The organism is Vibrio sp. MA40-2 (assembly GCF_047302445.1).
GTDB lineage: Bacteria > Pseudomonadota > Gammaproteobacteria > Enterobacterales > Vibrionaceae > Vibrio.
Genome location: NZ_CP178628.1, coordinates 2,775,771 through 2,792,274 on the forward strand (window position 1 = coordinate 2,775,771; position 16,504 = coordinate 2,792,274).

Here is a 16,504-nt window from a genome sequence, read left to right on the forward strand (position 1 = left end):
TAAGGTAATTAGCCTATCATTCTACTCTTTTACGGAGTTTCTGCCTATACCAATGCAAGTATTGTGCTTGTCTTTCCCTTGTGGTTTCCCAGCCCGAAGCAGTAAAGTTAAGCGATATTTGACCTTCTCGCCCAGTATCTAACCACATAATATCTCTAATTTCGTACCTTTCTAGCACTTCGCGATTAGGTAAATTCCATTGATTTCCCAGAGCAATAGAAGCCATACCCTCTGTAGGTTTAATTGCATCTAAAAATAAATCAGTTGACGATGTTTTACTACCATGGTGAGGAACAAGCATAATATCCGACCGGATTTTGGCGGGATTTTGTGCCAATAGTAACTCTCCGATGGTTTCTATATCGCCAGTAAGTAAAACACTCGACACACCATCTGAAATTTTAATCACACAAGAATGCGGATTATACGCTCGCGTAACGATGCGAGGAGGCCATAACGCAGAGATAATCAACCCTTGCCAATTCCAAGTTTGTCCATCGACACAAGGCAGGTAACCATCAATGGCTTGACTACTTAATTTTAAAACAGGATTAAACACTTGCTCAATGTGTTCTTTTCCTCCTGCATGGTCAGAATCAGTATGGCTAATAATTAGCATATCTAACCGATTTATACCTCGATACCTTAATATTGGTTCGATAACCGATTCAGCAATGCTGCCATTTTCCCATTTATTTCCAGTATCATAGAGTAAATAAGACTGATTCTTTTCAATTAAAATAGCTAAGCCATGCCCTACATCAAGCATAGATAATTGCCATTCTGACTTGGATTTAAAACCTATACTTAAACTAATAAATAGTAAGCTAAATCCAAATAAAATTGATGACTTAACCGTCAACAATGGCTTAATTAAACCAAAACCAATCGCAGCTACAATCAACAATGCATTGTGATAACCAATATTTATCCAACTCATATTGGCAAATGAAATACTCCAACTCACAGGAATTAATAATAAATCAACAATCTGCCAAATATAGCCAGCACAAAATGGTACTAACAGAGAAAACCCAAGTGCAACAAAAATCAAAGGAACCACGATAAAGCTAAACCAAGGGATAAAGATCAAATTATACAAACAAGAACTCAGGCTAAATCCAGTAAAAATCAATGCACTGACTGGTAACATAATCAGAGTAAGCGAGAATTGCATTATCATCATTTTTTTGACCAAACTTACCTGATGCAATGAACGTAACGTTGATAAAACATAGATAGAAGCAACAGATAAAAACGAAAGCCAGAAACTAACTGATAGTACAGAAAAAGGATCTATCAGTAATAAAACTGCCATCGTCCACAAGAGAATACTTAGTACATTGAATTTCAGCCCAAAATAAGAAAAAAAACCAAACAAAGCACACATATATAAAGCACGCAATGTCGATAAACTAAAGCCAGCCAACCATGCATAACTGCTTGCCGTCACTAATGCAAAAACTAAAGGCGCACTAAACCAGTTGGTTAATAACAGACGTACCATACAGCCAACTTTCCAACCAAAAAGGTAAGCGATACCGATATGTAAACCAGATATCGCTACTAAGTGGATCAATCCACTATTCTTCAGTTGTTGCCAATTTTGCTTAGTCAATAAACTACGCTCACCAAAACTTAGCGCCAGCAAAATAGCTTGATTAGTCGTGCCTTTAATGTGTTGACGAACATTTTGATACAGTTTAAATCGCCACGAAGAAGATACTTGCAAGCGTATAGCCGAGCGTTCATCTATAACTTTACCTTTGGCATACAAGCCTTGACTAATAAAGTAACGTTCTTGATCAAAGCCACTTTCATTAAGACGACCGTATACTGGTTTAATTTTAACTTGAAGGCGCCACTGCTCTCCGAGCAACAGTTTTAATGATTCTGACGTTACTACCTTTACCGATGGTTGAAAAACAAATGGGATCTTATCTCCATTAATTGATTCAAATCTAAGTATGTATTCATTGCCATGGGTTATTTTTTTAAAAAAGCTGTCAACTCGGGCAACTATGGTAGTATCATTACCTTCACGGAATGTAGTATCTATCTTCATTTGAAAATAATAACTATGTACAGAGACAGAAATAAGCGCTAGCAACAGACCTCGGAGCCAATAAAGCTGCGATATTTGATAACTTGCTATAGTCAATACGAGTAGTACGACGACACTTTGGATAACTGGAGGAAACGGCCAGTATGGAAAAGTCAGTGTGGTCACAATAAAAACAACAATATTCCAGTGGTAGCCAAAGAGAGTCATTGTCGTAATGCCAAGAAAGTTCATACAGCGCTTCATGCCAAATCCCGAAGTGATCAAACGCCAAAAGGCGTTAAAAATATTCGGCAATGTGCTTTATAATCCCAACTTGTGGTGTCTAAATAGACGCTCTGCATCGGGGGCGTTTGCTCTAGGGCTATTTATTGCTTTCGTTCCTTTGCCAAGCCAAATGATTATGTCAGCAGGTATGGCAATAGTATTCGGTGTTAATCTTCCCCTTGCAGTCGCTTTAGTATGGATAAGCAACCCTATTACTATGCCTATTATGTTTTACGGCTGTTATAAAGTAGGCGCTCGTCTTATGCATGTCCCTAGGCAAGGTTTTCACTTTGAACTTTCTTGGGACTTTTTAGTCAACCAGATGAGCACCATCGGTCCCCCCTTTCTATTGGGTTGCTTAATCTGTGGCTTAATAGCCGCTACTATTGGTTATTTTGGTATCCGTGGTTTATGGCGTTATTCCGTTGTGAGAAGCTGGCAACAAAGACAAACACGATAACCTATTTTGATTTTCGATATGGCTCAATCATCCATTGCTGCGAGCGACTTTGCAGATGCATGGTGAGAACTATTTGCATGTAGACAAAAAAAGAGAAGCTGACCCAAAAGGTCAGCTTCTCTTTTTATTCCGGTCACTAATTAGTGACTATTTAGAACTCAATACGCGAGCTGGATTCATTTGACTCGCTTTTGTTGCTGGGTACCACGTGGCCAATAAACTCAAAACAATAGCCGTACCCGACACTATTAACACATCTGAACTATTAACTTGAGAAGGAAGAAAATCGACAAAATAGATATCACCCGATAAGAATTTATGTCCTATAAGCCGCTCTAATCCGGTAATTAATCCAGTTAAATTTAAGGCGACCACCACTCCAACAAGACTGCCAACAAGGCTGCCTAGCACCCCAGATAGAACACCCAACCAAATAAATATTCGCCGAATCAAACCGTCTGTTGCGCCCATGGTACGTAATATCGCGATTTCGGACGCTCTATCTTTCACCGCCATCATCAGTGTCGACACGATATTAAAACAGGCAACACCAATAACAAGCACCATAACTAAATACATAATAGTACGCACTAATTGAATATCTCGATAAAGAAAACCGTATTTTTGCTTCCAACTTTTTAGGTAAACATAGCTCTCTAGTTGATTACCGATCTGCCTAACGTATAAAGGTGCATTAAAAACATCACTTGTTTTTATTGCAACACCGGTAACAGACGAACCTAACTTAGCGTACTCTTGCGCATCTTTTAAAGGAACTAATGCTAAAGCGTGGTCAATTTGCCCGCCTAATGTCAGTAACCCTGCAACTTTAACTCGTACTCTTTTCGGCGCTTGTACTTTATTAACTGCAACATTTAAAGCAGGAATCAGCAGTGTTATCGAATCCCCTTCCGTAAGGCCTAAATTATCAGCAACTCCTTTGCCCAATATAACTTGCCTCTGGCCTGCTTGAAAATTCTGCCATATTTTTTGAGGAATAAACTCCACTAAGCTAGAAACGGTTGATTCTAACTCTGGGTCAACTCCTCTTACTTCTATCGCTTTTATGTTTTGCCCACGCTCAGCAAGAGCCGTAAAACGTACATAAGGTGCAGAACCGGTCACTTTATCATGCAACAGTGCTTGGTCCATGATTTGTTGCCATTCTGTTATCTCACCACTGACACCTTCAAACTCGCCATGAGACACAACAGACAAGACGCGATTGTTCAGTTCTTTCTCAAACCCATTCATTGCAGAAAGACCGATAATAATAACAGCAACACCAATAGCAATACCAAGCGTAGAAGAGATAGAAATAAACGACACCATTTTGTTGCGCTGTTTACCACCACTAAAACGGCGACCAATCAAGAAAGATAGGGAAGAAAACAAATCAAATCTCCGCTGCATTCATGGTCTGAGCAGTGTTGGTTAGCAAACCATCTTTCATATTAAATTGTTTATCCATTTTTCCAGCTAACTCACCATCATGAGTAACCACTAAAAAAGCAGTCCCTGATTCACGGTTTAACTGGCGCATTAAGTCATAAATTGCAAGCGCGGTGACATGATCTAAATTGCCAGTTGGTTCGTCCGCTAACACTAAATCTGGCTTATTCACTAACGCTCGAGCAATGGCTACTCGTTGCCTTTCTCCGCCAGAAAGCTCAGACGGCCTATGTTCTATTCGATGAGACAAGCCTACTTTAGCCAGTAACTCTGCAGCTTGTTCTTTAGCAAAACTTGCTGGTTGACCTGCTATTAGCAACGGCATAGCTACGTTTTCCAGAGCTGAAAAGTCAGATAGAAGATGATGAAATTGATACACAAAACCAATATGTTGATTTCTGACTTTTGCTTGTTTATTCGCACTGAAGCTAGCCAAATCTTGTCCTAAGAATTCAACCGTACCTTGAGTTGCGTCGTCAAGCGCACCTAAAATATGTAATAAAGTACTTTTTCCAGAACCGGATGTACCAATAATAGAAACAAGCTCACCCTGCTGCATTGAAAAACTGACGCCTTTTAAAACTTCAGTCTCCATCGCACCTTCTCGGTATATCTTGCTAATTGATTCGCATTTTAATAGGTAATTCACATCTAGAGCAGCCATATATGACCAAGTTAAAACAAAGTGTTATAAATAATGATAGCACGGATAGACTGACCAATTATAGATATTCTGCGAGGCGTTTTTATATATATAGACACTCGAATACACAAAACTTGCACCTATGTAAATGCTGGTATATAGACTAAAGTGTTATAAGTTAAATGGTTGAATCCAGTCTATTCTCTGCTCTCAATCATTCGTTATTGATACAAAAGGAAATGTAACATGATGGCAATTAATAAAAAGCTTCTAACGCTTGTCGCTTCAGGAATACTCTCGTTCTCTGCTTTTGCTGAAAATTATACCATTGGTACTGGCAGCCAAAGCGGCACTTACTATCCATTAGGAGGGACATTAGCAAAAGTTTGGGGCGAAACTCTTCCAGATTTCAATATGAGAGCGGAAGTTACCGCAGGTTCCGTAGAAAACAGTATAAAAGTTGCCACATCTAAACAGTTAGCAGGCATTGCGATGGGTAGCGTAGTGGAAAAAGCTCACCAAGGTATTAAACCTTTCCCTCGCAAAATGGATGTTGCTGTTATCTCTGCATTATATCCAAACGTCGTGCACTTCATGGTTCCGGCTGATTCAGACATTACCAATATTAACGATCTAAAAGGCAAAAAAGTATCACTTGGTGCGCCGGGCTCAGGTACTCGAACCAGTGCTATCGGTATTTTATCTGTATTAGGTATCGATGAAAGTGACTTAAGATCTCAAAGTTTAAACTACACCGCCACCACTTCTGCATTAGCCAATGGACAAATTGATGCGGGAGTTATTGTTGGTAGTTTAGGTGTGGGTGCGGTGACAGAATTGGCACTCACTCGTGATATTAAAATGATCTCTTTTACACCAGAACAACTTGCAGCAATAGCTAAAGAGATTCCATCTTTTCAACCGTTAGAAATCCCTGCTAATAGCTACAATAATGTCCCTAAATTTAATACTCCAGCAGTATGGAACGTATTAGTTGTAAACAAAAACACTGATGAAGATCTGATCTATAAAATGACCAAATCTATGTTCGAAAATATAGACCAAGTCCGCCAAGCTATCAAAGTAACGCAATATACAACGCTAGAAAACATGCATAAGCTCAGCGGTGTACCAATTCATGCTGGTGCGCAAAAATATTTCGACGAACAATCGAAATAAACCGATACTCGACCTATATGACTATCCACTTATTAGCATGAAATATGACTGAGTAGATACACTATAGATCTAACATCTGGTTTAAAAATAAGTATAAAAAGAGTGGAGTATTTTATGCGACAAGCTTTATCCATTCAGCAGTTTCTGGTCGAATCATCCATAAAAATAGCCGCTATCGCGGCTATCGCCTTGTCTGTATTTCAGATTTGGCAGGGAATAACTGCTGATATATCTGCACCAGTATTTCGTCCCATACACCTTAGCTGGGTGATTATTCTGGTGTTTCTTTCTCATCCAATCGTATCCAAACGACATAGCGCTTTACTATATTTAATGGGTCGAGTTATCGACCTAATCTGTTGCGTTCTCGTATTTTGGGCCACATGGCGTATTGTATCCTTTGACTACGACGACATTACCTTTTTACTAGACGGGATCGTCGGTTATGACAAATTAGCCGGATGCATCATTATCGTATTACTGTTAGAAGCCACTCGGCGTACCGTTGGGCTTGTCATGGTAGCGATTGCATTAATCTTTCTCGCCTACGCTATGTTTGGGAATTATTTGCCGGATCAAATTGCGAGCAACGGGTTTCCGTTAGAAGATATTATTCGTTTCCATATTTATTCGACCAATGGAGTCTATGGTGCACCGCTAGCTATTGCCGCCGGGGTGGTCTTTATCTTTGTGTTATTCGGCGCCTTTTTGCAAGTAACAGGCGCGGGTAAGTTCTTTATTGATAGTGCTTTTTCTATCGCCGGAAAATATAGAGGCGGCCCAGCTAAAGCAAGTGTCATTTCATCGGCAGCATTAGGCTCAATATCTGGCTCGGCTATTGCTAATACAGTCACAACTGGCTCACTCACCATTCCAATGATGAAAAAGCTAGGCTACAAACCAGAGCAAGCCGCAGGTATAGAAGCAGCAGCATCGACTGGAGGGCAAATAATGCCGCCTGTAATGGGCGCTGGTGCATTTGTTATGGCGCAGTTCACTGGGATTCCATACAGCGAAATACTGTTAGTTTCCATCATGCCAGCCATTCTTTACTTCGCTTGTACTCTGCTCTATGTGCACATTATGGCTTGTAAACTCGGCTTAAAAGGCATGGACAGTGTAGAACAGATTAAGGTCGTTCTTGAGCGTGGGTGGCACTTTCTTGTTCCATTAGTATTAATCACCGCATTATTATTAATGAGCTATTCACCAGTGCTGGTTGGTATTTCAGGCTGTGCTGCTATTTTATTAGCATCACTGTGCAGAAAACATAGCCGCATAAATTTGGCATTATTCTTTGAAGGAATGAAAGAAGGTGCTTTATTAGCATTGCCAATATCACTAGCGTGTGGAACGGCGGGTATCGTTGTGGGTGTGGTCGGGCAAACTGGTATCGGACTACAATTTACCCAATTCCTTATCGCTCTTTCTGGTGGCCATTTATTTGCTGCTTTGGCGTTAATAGCCTTAGCTGCCGTAATATTAGGCATGGGGTTACCCGTTACTGCGGCTTACATTGTATTGTCAATAATGGCAGTCCCTACTCTACTTGATTTTGGTGTTGGCTTATTGGCAGCGCATATGATTGTATTTTGGTTATCCCAAACATCTAACGTCACCCCTCCTATCGCATTAGCCGCATTCGCAGGAGCTGGGATAGCTAAGGCTTCACCAATGAAATCAGCCGTTCAAGCATTCAAACTGGCACAAGGCTTCTTCTTGATTCCATTGATGATGGCGTTTTCTGGCTTGATTTTCGATAGTAGCCAAATACCAGACTTCGCACTCGCAACCATTTACACCATAGCATTAGTCGTTGCATTTGCTGGTAGTATCGAAGGTTACTTTGCCGATTATCTGTCAAAACTAGAACGACTCATATGGCTCGCTTTGGCGGTAGGAATCACCTTTGGTACCACTATTATTTCATTTGCTTGTATTGGAGCATTATGTCTCGCCATTATGATCAACGTGCGTAAATCTAAATTGGCCGTTGCACATTAACTGTCGGCTACAGGGAAAAAAAAGCAAACAGCGTTATGAATAGGTAATGCATAACGCTGTTTTTAATTTGTTTTATTCGCTACTACTCATACCGTAACGCTTCTGCAGGCTTAACTGACGACGCCTTATAAGAAGGGTAAAGCGTTGCCAATAAACTCAATAAAATTGCCGATATAAGAACAATGGCTATTTGAATTGGTTCTATACTAATAGGTAATTGGGCACCGGTCGAAAATAACGTGACACCCGCAGTACTAAGAATAGAGTTCAAATTACTTGCCAGTAACATACCTAATCCACCACCAACTAATGCCCCTATTACACCACTACTCGCACCTTGCACCATAAACACAGTCAAAATTTGCTTGTTTGTCATACCTTGTGTTTTCAAAATGGCCACTTCAGATTGTTTTTCCATCACCACCATAATCAGAGCCGATATAATATTAAACGCAGCCACACCAATAATTAATCCAAGCATCAAGCCCATCATGTTTTTTTCCATTCTTACTGCTTGAAAAAGCTCACCTCTTTGCTCTCTCCAATCACTCCAAAACCAGCCGTCTGGAAGTGAAGTGGTCGCTAATTCTGACACAATAAACGGGTCATCAAAAAATAGTCGCCATCCAGAGATCGTCTCCGAGGTATATTTCATCAAGCGACCGATATCTTCGATATGGCCAATCATTAACTGGCTATCAACATCCGAACCCGTATTAAACATCCCTGCTACGGTAAAATTACGTTGGCTAGGAATGCGTCCTAATGGCGTGAACTGGCTAGCACTGGTCACCATCAAACGTACTTTGTCACCGATGGATACTTTCATGTTCCGTGCTAACGTATGTCCCAAAAAGATTTTGTATTCACCGGCTTGCAAATTCTCAAGCTTACCACCCATTAAATAATGTGCGATTGGATCGTTCTCTAACGGCATTATTCCAAGTAATATGCCGGCTGAAAGTTGTGCAGGGCTTTGAATAACCGCCTCACTCCGAACTAAAGGTGCCACATGTTTTACTTGTGAAATAGCCGACAAAAATTCCGGTGGAGAAGAACTATACTGGGTTTTTTCCTGATCTTGATGAATAACCGCTTGCGGAAGGACACCTAAAATACGATTTTTAAGCTGTGATTCAAATCCATTCATTACCGAAAGAACAGTAACCAGAGACATAACACCAATCGTAATACCGACAGTAGACATAATCGAGACAAAGCGACTAAAACGATCCCCCGACCGACCCCTAAGGTAACGCAAACCGATAAATACTGAGACAGGATGAAACATGGATAACACACCAAGTATTGAGAATGAGATTAATGTAACGATTATTTGTCTCAGTTTATAGCGGAAAGTGCTAGAAATAGAGTACAAAGTGATAGAAATAAACAAAAAGTAAAAAATTCTGTAAGGAATAGGACGCATTCCTTGCTATGTTGCCAGACATGACGATAATCAAAAGGTTACCCAAAAGGAATCAAGGCATGGATCAACAAGAATTTTTTACAGTCCACCATAAACTGACAGCGAATGTCGAACCACTAGATAACGGTTTTATTTTGCCTAACCAAAATGAGTTTATTTCGGAAGTTCCTGCACCGTTTATTGTCGCCAGTGAATTTAGTCAACTCGACAGCTTAACTGAAAGCGCCATGAACGAACTAAAAAATAGCGACTTCAAACATGTTGTTCAATTGCTTGATCATCAAAATGGCAAGCTAAATTTACTGCTTACGTTTATGCTTGCACAGCAAGATAAAGAGGAATTTCGCTGCTTCACTACCAGTTTTGGTGCCAGCCAGTTTAGCTATAAAAGTAATACAACCTTAGCGACAGCTTCATTGGTAAGAGTAAAACTTTTCTTAGATCATCCACCTGCTGCAATATATTGCTATGCAAAAGTTGTCGAGTGTAAAGAATTAGAACAAGGTTATGAAATCACCCTAACCTACCAACGACTTCGAGATATCGACCAAGATCTACTAATTAAAGCCGCCCTGTATCAACAACAAAAACTATTACGTCAACGTTCAATAGACCGCCAAAATAAATAATCATGTCGAATAATAAATCACTGTTTTCCATTGTCTCCCCAAGTAAACCAGGCGACAAAAAGTATCTAGGCAACCTAATAGGTGGCTCTCTACCTTTAGCTATATCAGAAATGGCTCAGCAGCATAATGGCCACACATTGCTTATTGTCCCTGATCCACAACTAGCATTAAAGTTACTGGCTGAATTAGAGCAATTTTACCCTTCACAAGTAAATCTTTTTCCAGATTGGGAAACGTTGCCTTACGATAATTTTTCGCCTCACCAAGAGATTATATCCGAACGCATAGCAAAACTTTTCCAACTGCCGACGCAGTCGAATGGCATCACAATAGTGCCTGTCAGTACATTACTTCAAAGGCAATCTCCACGAGATTTCCTAATGCAACACACATTAATGGTCAAAACTGGTGATCTTTATTCGTTAGACAAACTCCGTATTCAACTTGAAAAATCAGGTTATCGAAATGTCGACCAAGTATTCGGTCCCGGTGAATATGCTAACCGAGGCTCAATCATCGATCTTTTCCCAATGGGCAGTAACGATCCGTTTAGAATCGACTTCTTTGATGACGAAATTGATACCATTCGTACATTTGATCCTGAAAATCAGCGAACGATTGAAACCATAGATAATATTCGCTTATTACCAGCCCACGAATTTCCGACATCTAAACAAGCGATTGAAGAGTTTAGAGGGCGCTGGAGACAGAAGTTTGAAGCCAGACGCGAGCCTGAATCCATTTACATGCAAGTGACCAAAGGAACATGGCCTGCCGGAATTGAATATTGGCAACCTCTGTTTTTTGATCATACAGAAACGTTATTTGACTATATTTCTGAGCAAACATTACTTATTAATGTTGGCGATATTGAAGGGGCTATCGATACGTTTTTGGCTGACGTAGACTACCGATATGAACAAAGAAAAATAGATCCATTACGTCCGCTACTCGAACCACGAGACTTATGGTTAAAAAAAGACGAGCTTTATTCTCACTTCAAACAAAAACCAGTCGCACAACTTTCGATAGAAAAAATTCAAACTCGAGCAGGAAGAACTAACTCTGACATTGAATCATTACCAGAGCTGCACGCTAAACAACAAAATAAAGAACCTTTAGCTGCTCTGCGACAATTTAGTGAAAGCTATGATGGCCAAATCATTTTTTCTGTTGAGTCAGAAGGACGCAGAGAAGCACTTTTAGAACTATTGCAAAGAATTAAGCTAAGACCAGTTGAAATGGGGTCGCTAACTGAAGCCCTTAACAGTGATCAAAAGTACACAATGGTCATTGGTCTAACCGAACATGGTTTTGTGCATAACGCTCCCAACTTTGCTTTTATTTGCGAAAGTGACCTATTAGGTGACAGAGTCATTCAACGACGCCGTAAAGATCGCAAAGCCGTCAACAGTGATACTGTTGTACGCCACTTAGCCGAACTAAAAGAAGGGCAGCCAGTTGTGCATATCGATCATGGTATTGGTCGCTATATTGGCTTACAAACGCTAGAGGCAGGTGGATTAAAAACGGAATACGTCACGTTAGAATATCTCAATGACGCCAAATTATATGTACCTGTCGCGTCTTTAAATCTCATTAGTCGCTATTCTGGTGGCGCAGAAGATAGCGCACCAATTAGCAAACTCGGCAGTGAAACGTGGGCCAAGGCTCGTCGACGAGCGGCAGAAAAAGTTCGTGATGTAGCAGCTGAACTATTGGACGTTTATGCAAAAAGAGAACTCAAACCCGGTTATAAGTTTAAGTTAGACCGAGGGCAATATGCGACGTTCACCTCAACATTCCCATTTGAAGAGACAGAAGACCAAGCAACTGCTATTAACGCCGTAATGTCAGATATGTGCCAACCAAAAGCAATGGATAGATTAGTCTGCGGCGATGTTGGTTTTGGTAAAACAGAAGTCGCGATGCGCGCTGCTTTTGTTTGCACAGATAATGAAAAACAAGTTGCCGTGCTTGTCCCGACTACATTGTTAGCACAGCAACATTTTGAAAACTTCCGTGATAGATTTGCGAATTTGCCTATTCGAGTCGAAGTCCTTTCTCGCTTTAAGTCCGCTAAAGAACAAAAACAAATTCTTAGTGATGCTGCAGATGGAAAAGTTGATATTCTCATCGGAACACATAAACTTCTGCAAGATAGCATCACTTTTAAAGATTTAGGCTTGCTTATTGTCGATGAAGAGCATCGCTTTGGAGTTCGTCAAAAAGAAAAAGTGAAAGCAATGCGTGCCGATGTTGATATTTTAACCTTAACGGCGACTCCTATTCCTCGTACCTTAAATATGGCGATGAGCGGTATGCGAGATCTGTCGATTATTGCAACGCCACCCGCACGCCGCTTAGCGATTAAAACCTTTGTGCGACAAAGCGAAGATAGTGTTACACGCGAAGCGGTATTACGTGAAATTATGCGCGGAGGACAAGTTTACTTCTTACATAATCAAGTAGAAACAATTGATAAAGTGGCAGAAGATCTGGCTAAATTAATACCAGAGGCCAGAGTCGTCACCGCTCACGGACAAATGCGTGAACGCGAACTTGAACGCATAATGAACGACTTCTATCATCAACGCTTTAATTTGCTGGTCTGTACAACCATTATTGAAACCGGTATTGATGTACCAACGGCAAATACCATCATAATGGATAGAGCCGATAAACTTGGTCTAGCACAACTGCATCAATTACGTGGACGTGTTGGTCGGTCACACCATCAAGCTTACGCTTACTTACTCACTCCTCACCCAAAAGCCATGTCCAAAGATGCGATAAAGCGCCTTGATGCTATTGCCTCATTGGAAGATCTCGGAGCAGGCTTCACCCTTGCGACTCATGACCTTGAAATACGCGGCGCAGGCGAACTTCTAGGTGATGAACAAAGTGGCCAAATACACTCTGTTGGCTTCACTCTGTATATGGAAATGCTAGAGCAAGCGGTCGCAGCACTAAAAGAAGGAAAAGAGCCTTCATTAGATGATTTATTGAAAGAACAAACAGAAGTTGAACTACGGCTACCAGCGTTACTACCTGATGATTATATTATGGATGTAAACACTCGTTTGTCCATGTACAAACGAATTGCTAGCGTTAAGGATCATAGTCAACTGATGGAGATGAAAGTTGAGCTTATTGACCGGTTTGGTTCTTTACCAGATGCCGCTAAAAACTTACTCTCTATTAACGAAGTAAAACTTAACGCTGCCGCTATTGATGTGAAAAAAATTGAAGCACATGATAAAGGTGGCTATATAGAGTTCTATCCTAATGCGGACATTAACCCAATGTTTTTAGTTAAACTGTTACAAGGACACGCGCAAAAATATAGTATGGAAGGACCAACAAAACTTAAATTTGCGGTACCCTTAACAGATAGACGTGAAAGAATTCGCTTTATATCTGATTTGCTTGAACAATTTCAACAAAATAGAATGCCCAAAAGCGCTTGATAGTTATTGATAGCTAAAATATCAACACACGAAAAATGTGCTCAACGCAACCAAACCAATTTTGTGGAGTCAAAATGAAAAAACTGGTCACTATACTGCTCTTAATTATCTCCTTACCTGCGGCAGCACGGCAGTTTGATATAGAGCTGATTATTTTCAAACGATTAGTCGACCCAGAACAACAAAGTGAATCATGGCCAAACCATTTACCGCCTATTGATTTTTCTACTGTTGGCTCTTTTGAAGATACTGCATACAAACAAAGCAAAGGTGTCTCTATTCGCAACAGTTACCAACTGTCAAATCAAGTTAATAGGCTAAACAAACACGCAGGCTACCAAGTGCTAATGCACAAAGTATGGCGTCAAGGTGACCAAGGTAAAGCCTATGCACCCAAATTTCATATCCGAGCAGGCAAAGATTACTCTACTGCCTTCAATGCCGATGGCAGTGAAAAGGTTAACGTAGCAAATAACAACCCCAGTGAATTTAATGAACTAACTATCGATAGCCCACTGTATGAGTTAGATGGTGAACTTCAAGTTTATGTTCAACATTATCTGTTTCTAGAAACCACTTTGGACTTAAAAGCGCCTGGAACTAGGGAGATTGAAAGCCCAGGACAAAATATTAATATCGGCTCGGAAGAATCAGACGACACGGTACAGTTTGGTGAAATGAAACAGATCACGCCCATTGTTCAACAAGAAAGGTTTCTTAAAAGCTATCGAATGGTACAGAAACGCCGGATGAGAAGCAGCGAAACCCATTACTTAGATCACCCATTATTGGGTATTATTGTTCAAGTACGAAAAGTACAATAGACCTATTTATGAAAGCGCTAAAAGGCGCTTTCATATTTTCAAAGATAATTCAATAATGACGCCAGATACTGAAATATTAACGCAACGATTACATTTAAAAATACTACGGCAGCAAGATAGCTATATCTTATCCAAATGCATTTCTCACTCAACCTCTTTACATCAATGGATGGACTGGTGTCATAACCAATTTGACCAATGTGATGCTCAGGAATTTATTCGAGCCAATCGTCTAAATTGGAACAAAGGTTTGTCCTATGGCTTTGGCATATTTACTCGAAAAAACCACTTATTTATCGGTATGGTAGCAATCACAGAGATTCATCTGATATCCAATTCTGCTACCTTAGGGTATTGGATTGCTGATGACTACCAACGCAATGGCTTTGCCAAAGAGGCACTCGATGCATTAATTACTTTCAGCTTTGAAAGGCTACAACTAACCCGATTAGAGATAGTGTGTGATCCGCATAATATCGCCAGTCATAGCGTCGCGTTAAGTTGCGGAGCTTATATGGAAGGTCTGTCGAGAAACCGTTTTATTCACCATAATATGGCCAAAGATGGCTTGGTGTTTTCTGTGGTGCCTGATTAAAAACCATTCTATGTGCATAAACAAATAAGTTTACCTGATTATTCTACCTTTCTTATCAAAAAAATCTCTTTAGAAGTGTAAAAAAGCCACGCTCAAAGCGTGGCTTAATAATCATTATATCATTATTAATGGAGTTTAAGATTAGGTCTAAGTACCCTATTAATTCGTCCGACCAACATCATCAATGCTGTTTTAACCATGCCATGAAGGGCCATTTGATGCATACGATATAAAGAAATATAAACCACACGAGCAATACGTCCTTCTATCATCATCGAGCCTTTAGTTAAATTACCCATTAAGCTACCAACAGTAGAAAAACGACTTAGTGACACCAAAGAACCATGATCCTTATAAACATAAGGCTTAAGCGTTTTACCATTCAATTTAGCCATAATATTCACATACACTTGGCTAGCCATTTGATGAGCAGCCTGAGCTCTTGGCGGAACAAAAGAACCATCTGCTTGAGTACACTGTGCAAGATCCCCGATAGCAAAAATGTTGTCATCGCGCGTTGTTTGCAAAGTATCCGTTACTACAAGTTGGTTAATGCGGTTGGTTTCTAAACCTGCTATATCTTTAATAAAATCTGGTGCTTTGATTCCTGCAGCCCAAACCATAATATGGGCGTGAATTTTTTCACCATCTTTAGTGGTTAAACCATCAGCTTCTGCTTTAGTCACCATTGTTGCGGTTCTTACTGTGACACCAAGCTTAGTCAACTCTTGATGAGCAGAAGATGAAATTCTTGGTGGCAACGCTGGTAAAATGCGCTCACCGGCTTCAACTAAATTAACGTTCAACCGACTTGAATCTAAATCGCCAAACCCATACGTTCTCAGCTCTTTAATGGCATTATGTAACTCCGCAGATAACTCAACGCCTGTTGCACCTGCTCCGACTATAGCAATATCAACCGTACCTTCACCCTTTGCATGTAACCTCAAGAACTCGTTGTTCATTTGAGTGCGGAAACGGTGAGCTTGCTCAGGGCTATCTAAGAATATGCAATTCTCTCTCACTCCTGGCGTATTAAAATCATTAGAAGTGGAGCCAATAGCCATCACCAATATATCGTACTCAAGCTCTCGCTGAGGAATAAGAATTTCACCATTTTCATCTTTTAGATCCGCTAACGTAATCACTTTACGTTCACGGTCAATATTTTCCAAGCTGCCTAGACGAAAATCAAAATAATGATTTTTTGCATGAGCGCGATAACTAATCGCATCGACACCTTCATCAAGCGATCCTGTAGCTACTTCGTGCAACAATGGTTTCCACAAATGGCTACCTTTTCTATCTACTAGCATTATTTCAGCTTTATTCTTACGCCCAAGTTTGTTTCCAAGTTTGGTCGCTAACTCCAATCCGCCAGCACCACCGCCAACAACAATAATTCGAGTCATATAAGCACTCCTGTAAATTAAAAATATAAATAACCTGAATATATTCAAGTTATGGGATTCTGTATGCCTTCCACGTTG

12 protein-coding genes are annotated in these 16,504 nt (G+C 40.3%); 7 read left to right on the forward strand and 5 right to left on the reverse strand.

What is annotated here, in order from left to right; genetic code table 11:
- Nucleotides 1–16 precede the first annotated feature (16 nt).
- A complete protein-coding gene (locus tag ACLKML_RS20015; protein ID WP_413284711.1) occupies nucleotides 17–2,296 on the reverse strand; it encodes a DNA internalization-related competence protein ComEC/Rec2 in 2,280 nt (759 codons plus the stop codon).
- Between ACLKML_RS20015 and ACLKML_RS20020 the strand changes: the two genes are divergently transcribed.
- Complete coding sequence (locus ACLKML_RS20020) at nucleotides 2,280–2,789, forward strand: DUF2062 domain-containing protein (RefSeq protein ID WP_413284712.1); 510 nt, start codon at nucleotides 2,280–2,282, stop codon at nucleotides 2,787–2,789. The genes ACLKML_RS20015 and ACLKML_RS20020 overlap by 17 nt on opposite strands.
- Nucleotides 2,790–2,936: 147 nt before the next feature.
- On the opposite strand, the gene lolE is transcribed toward ACLKML_RS20020, so the two are convergent.
- Nucleotides 2,937–4,184: a lipoprotein-releasing ABC transporter permease subunit LolE gene (gene lolE, locus ACLKML_RS20025; protein WP_413284713.1), complete on the reverse strand. Its 1,248-nt coding sequence runs from the start codon at nucleotides 4,182–4,184 to the stop codon at nucleotides 2,937–2,939.
- A gap of 1 nt (nucleotide 4,185) precedes the next feature.
- Nucleotides 4,186–4,890 (reverse strand): lipoprotein-releasing ABC transporter ATP-binding protein LolD, encoded by a 705-nt coding sequence (gene lolD / locus ACLKML_RS20030; protein ID WP_413285941.1) that lies wholly within the window; start codon nucleotides 4,888–4,890, stop codon nucleotides 4,186–4,188.
- Nucleotides 4,891–5,133: 243 nt separating this feature from the next.
- On the opposite strand from lolD, the gene ACLKML_RS20035 reads away from it, so the two are divergent.
- On the forward strand, nucleotides 5,134–6,063 hold the full coding sequence (locus ACLKML_RS20035; RefSeq protein WP_413285942.1) for a TAXI family TRAP transporter solute-binding subunit: 930 nt from the start codon (nucleotides 5,134–5,136) through the stop codon (nucleotides 6,061–6,063).
- 114 nt (nucleotides 6,064–6,177) lie between these two features.
- Entirely contained in the window at nucleotides 6,178–8,067 is a 1,890-nt protein-coding gene (locus ACLKML_RS20040; RefSeq protein WP_413284714.1) for a TRAP transporter permease, read from the forward strand.
- A gap of 82 nt (nucleotides 8,068–8,149) precedes the next feature.
- Here ACLKML_RS20040 and lolC read toward each other — a convergent pair whose 3' ends face one another.
- On the reverse strand, nucleotides 8,150–9,358 hold the full coding sequence (gene lolC / locus ACLKML_RS20045; protein WP_413284715.1) for a lipoprotein-releasing ABC transporter permease subunit LolC: 1,209 nt from the start codon (nucleotides 9,356–9,358) through the stop codon (nucleotides 8,150–8,152).
- Nucleotides 9,359–9,555: 197 nt separating this feature from the next.
- On the opposite strand from lolC, the gene ACLKML_RS20050 reads away from it, so the two are divergent.
- The 4 genes from ACLKML_RS20050 (at nucleotide 9,556) to ACLKML_RS20065 (ending at nucleotide 15,014) form a co-directional block, all read left to right on the forward strand.
- A complete protein-coding gene (locus ACLKML_RS20050; protein ID WP_413284716.1) occupies nucleotides 9,556–10,125 on the forward strand; it encodes a PilZ domain-containing protein in 570 nt (189 codons plus the stop codon).
- A gap of 2 nt (nucleotides 10,126–10,127) precedes the next feature.
- On the forward strand, nucleotides 10,128–13,595 hold the full coding sequence (mfd, locus tag ACLKML_RS20055; protein ID WP_413284717.1) for a transcription-repair coupling factor: 3,468 nt from the start codon (nucleotides 10,128–10,130) through the stop codon (nucleotides 13,593–13,595).
- Nucleotides 13,596–13,669: 74 nt separating this feature from the next.
- Nucleotides 13,670–14,419 (forward strand): peptidoglycan binding protein CsiV, encoded by a 750-nt coding sequence (locus ACLKML_RS20060; protein WP_413284718.1) that lies wholly within the window; start codon nucleotides 13,670–13,672, stop codon nucleotides 14,417–14,419.
- Nucleotides 14,420–14,474: 55 nt separating this feature from the next.
- Nucleotides 14,475–15,014: a GNAT family N-acetyltransferase gene (locus tag ACLKML_RS20065; RefSeq protein ID WP_413284719.1), complete on the forward strand. Its 540-nt coding sequence runs from the start codon at nucleotides 14,475–14,477 to the stop codon at nucleotides 15,012–15,014.
- 125 nt (nucleotides 15,015–15,139) lie between these two features.
- On the opposite strand, the gene ACLKML_RS20070 is transcribed toward ACLKML_RS20065, so the two are convergent.
- Nucleotides 15,140–16,426 (reverse strand): NAD(P)/FAD-dependent oxidoreductase, encoded by a 1,287-nt coding sequence (locus ACLKML_RS20070; protein WP_413284720.1) that lies wholly within the window; start codon nucleotides 16,424–16,426, stop codon nucleotides 15,140–15,142.
- Nucleotides 16,427–16,504: the final 78 nt, after the last annotated feature.

What these genes read in the sequence shown, in the direction of transcription:
- ACLKML_RS20020 (WP_413284712.1), top strand. Translation starts at nt 2,280, where the DNA reads ATGCCAAGAAAGTTCATACAGCGCTTCATGCCAAATCCCGAAGTGATC.
- ACLKML_RS20015 (WP_413284711.1), bottom strand. Translation starts at nt 2,296, where the DNA reads ATGAACTTTCTTGGCATTACGACAATGACTCTCTTTGGCTACCACTGG.
- ACLKML_RS20035 (WP_413285942.1), top strand. Translation starts at nt 5,134, where the DNA reads ATGGCAATTAATAAAAAGCTTCTAACGCTTGTCGCTTCAGGAATACTC.
- ACLKML_RS20040 (WP_413284714.1), top strand. Translation starts at nt 6,178, where the DNA reads ATGCGACAAGCTTTATCCATTCAGCAGTTTCTGGTCGAATCATCCATA.
- lolC (WP_413284715.1), bottom strand. Translation starts at nt 9,358, where the DNA reads ATGTTTCATCCTGTCTCAGTATTTATCGGTTTGCGTTACCTTAGGGGT.
- ACLKML_RS20050 (WP_413284716.1), top strand. Translation starts at nt 9,556, where the DNA reads ATGGATCAACAAGAATTTTTTACAGTCCACCATAAACTGACAGCGAAT.
- mfd (WP_413284717.1), top strand. Translation starts at nt 10,128, where the DNA reads ATGTCGAATAATAAATCACTGTTTTCCATTGTCTCCCCAAGTAAACCA.
- ACLKML_RS20060 (WP_413284718.1), top strand. Translation starts at nt 13,670, where the DNA reads ATGAAAAAACTGGTCACTATACTGCTCTTAATTATCTCCTTACCTGCG.
- ACLKML_RS20065 (WP_413284719.1), top strand. Translation starts at nt 14,475, where the DNA reads ATGACGCCAGATACTGAAATATTAACGCAACGATTACATTTAAAAATA.
- ACLKML_RS20070 (WP_413284720.1), bottom strand. Translation starts at nt 16,426, where the DNA reads ATGACTCGAATTATTGTTGTTGGCGGTGGTGCTGGCGGATTGGAGTTA.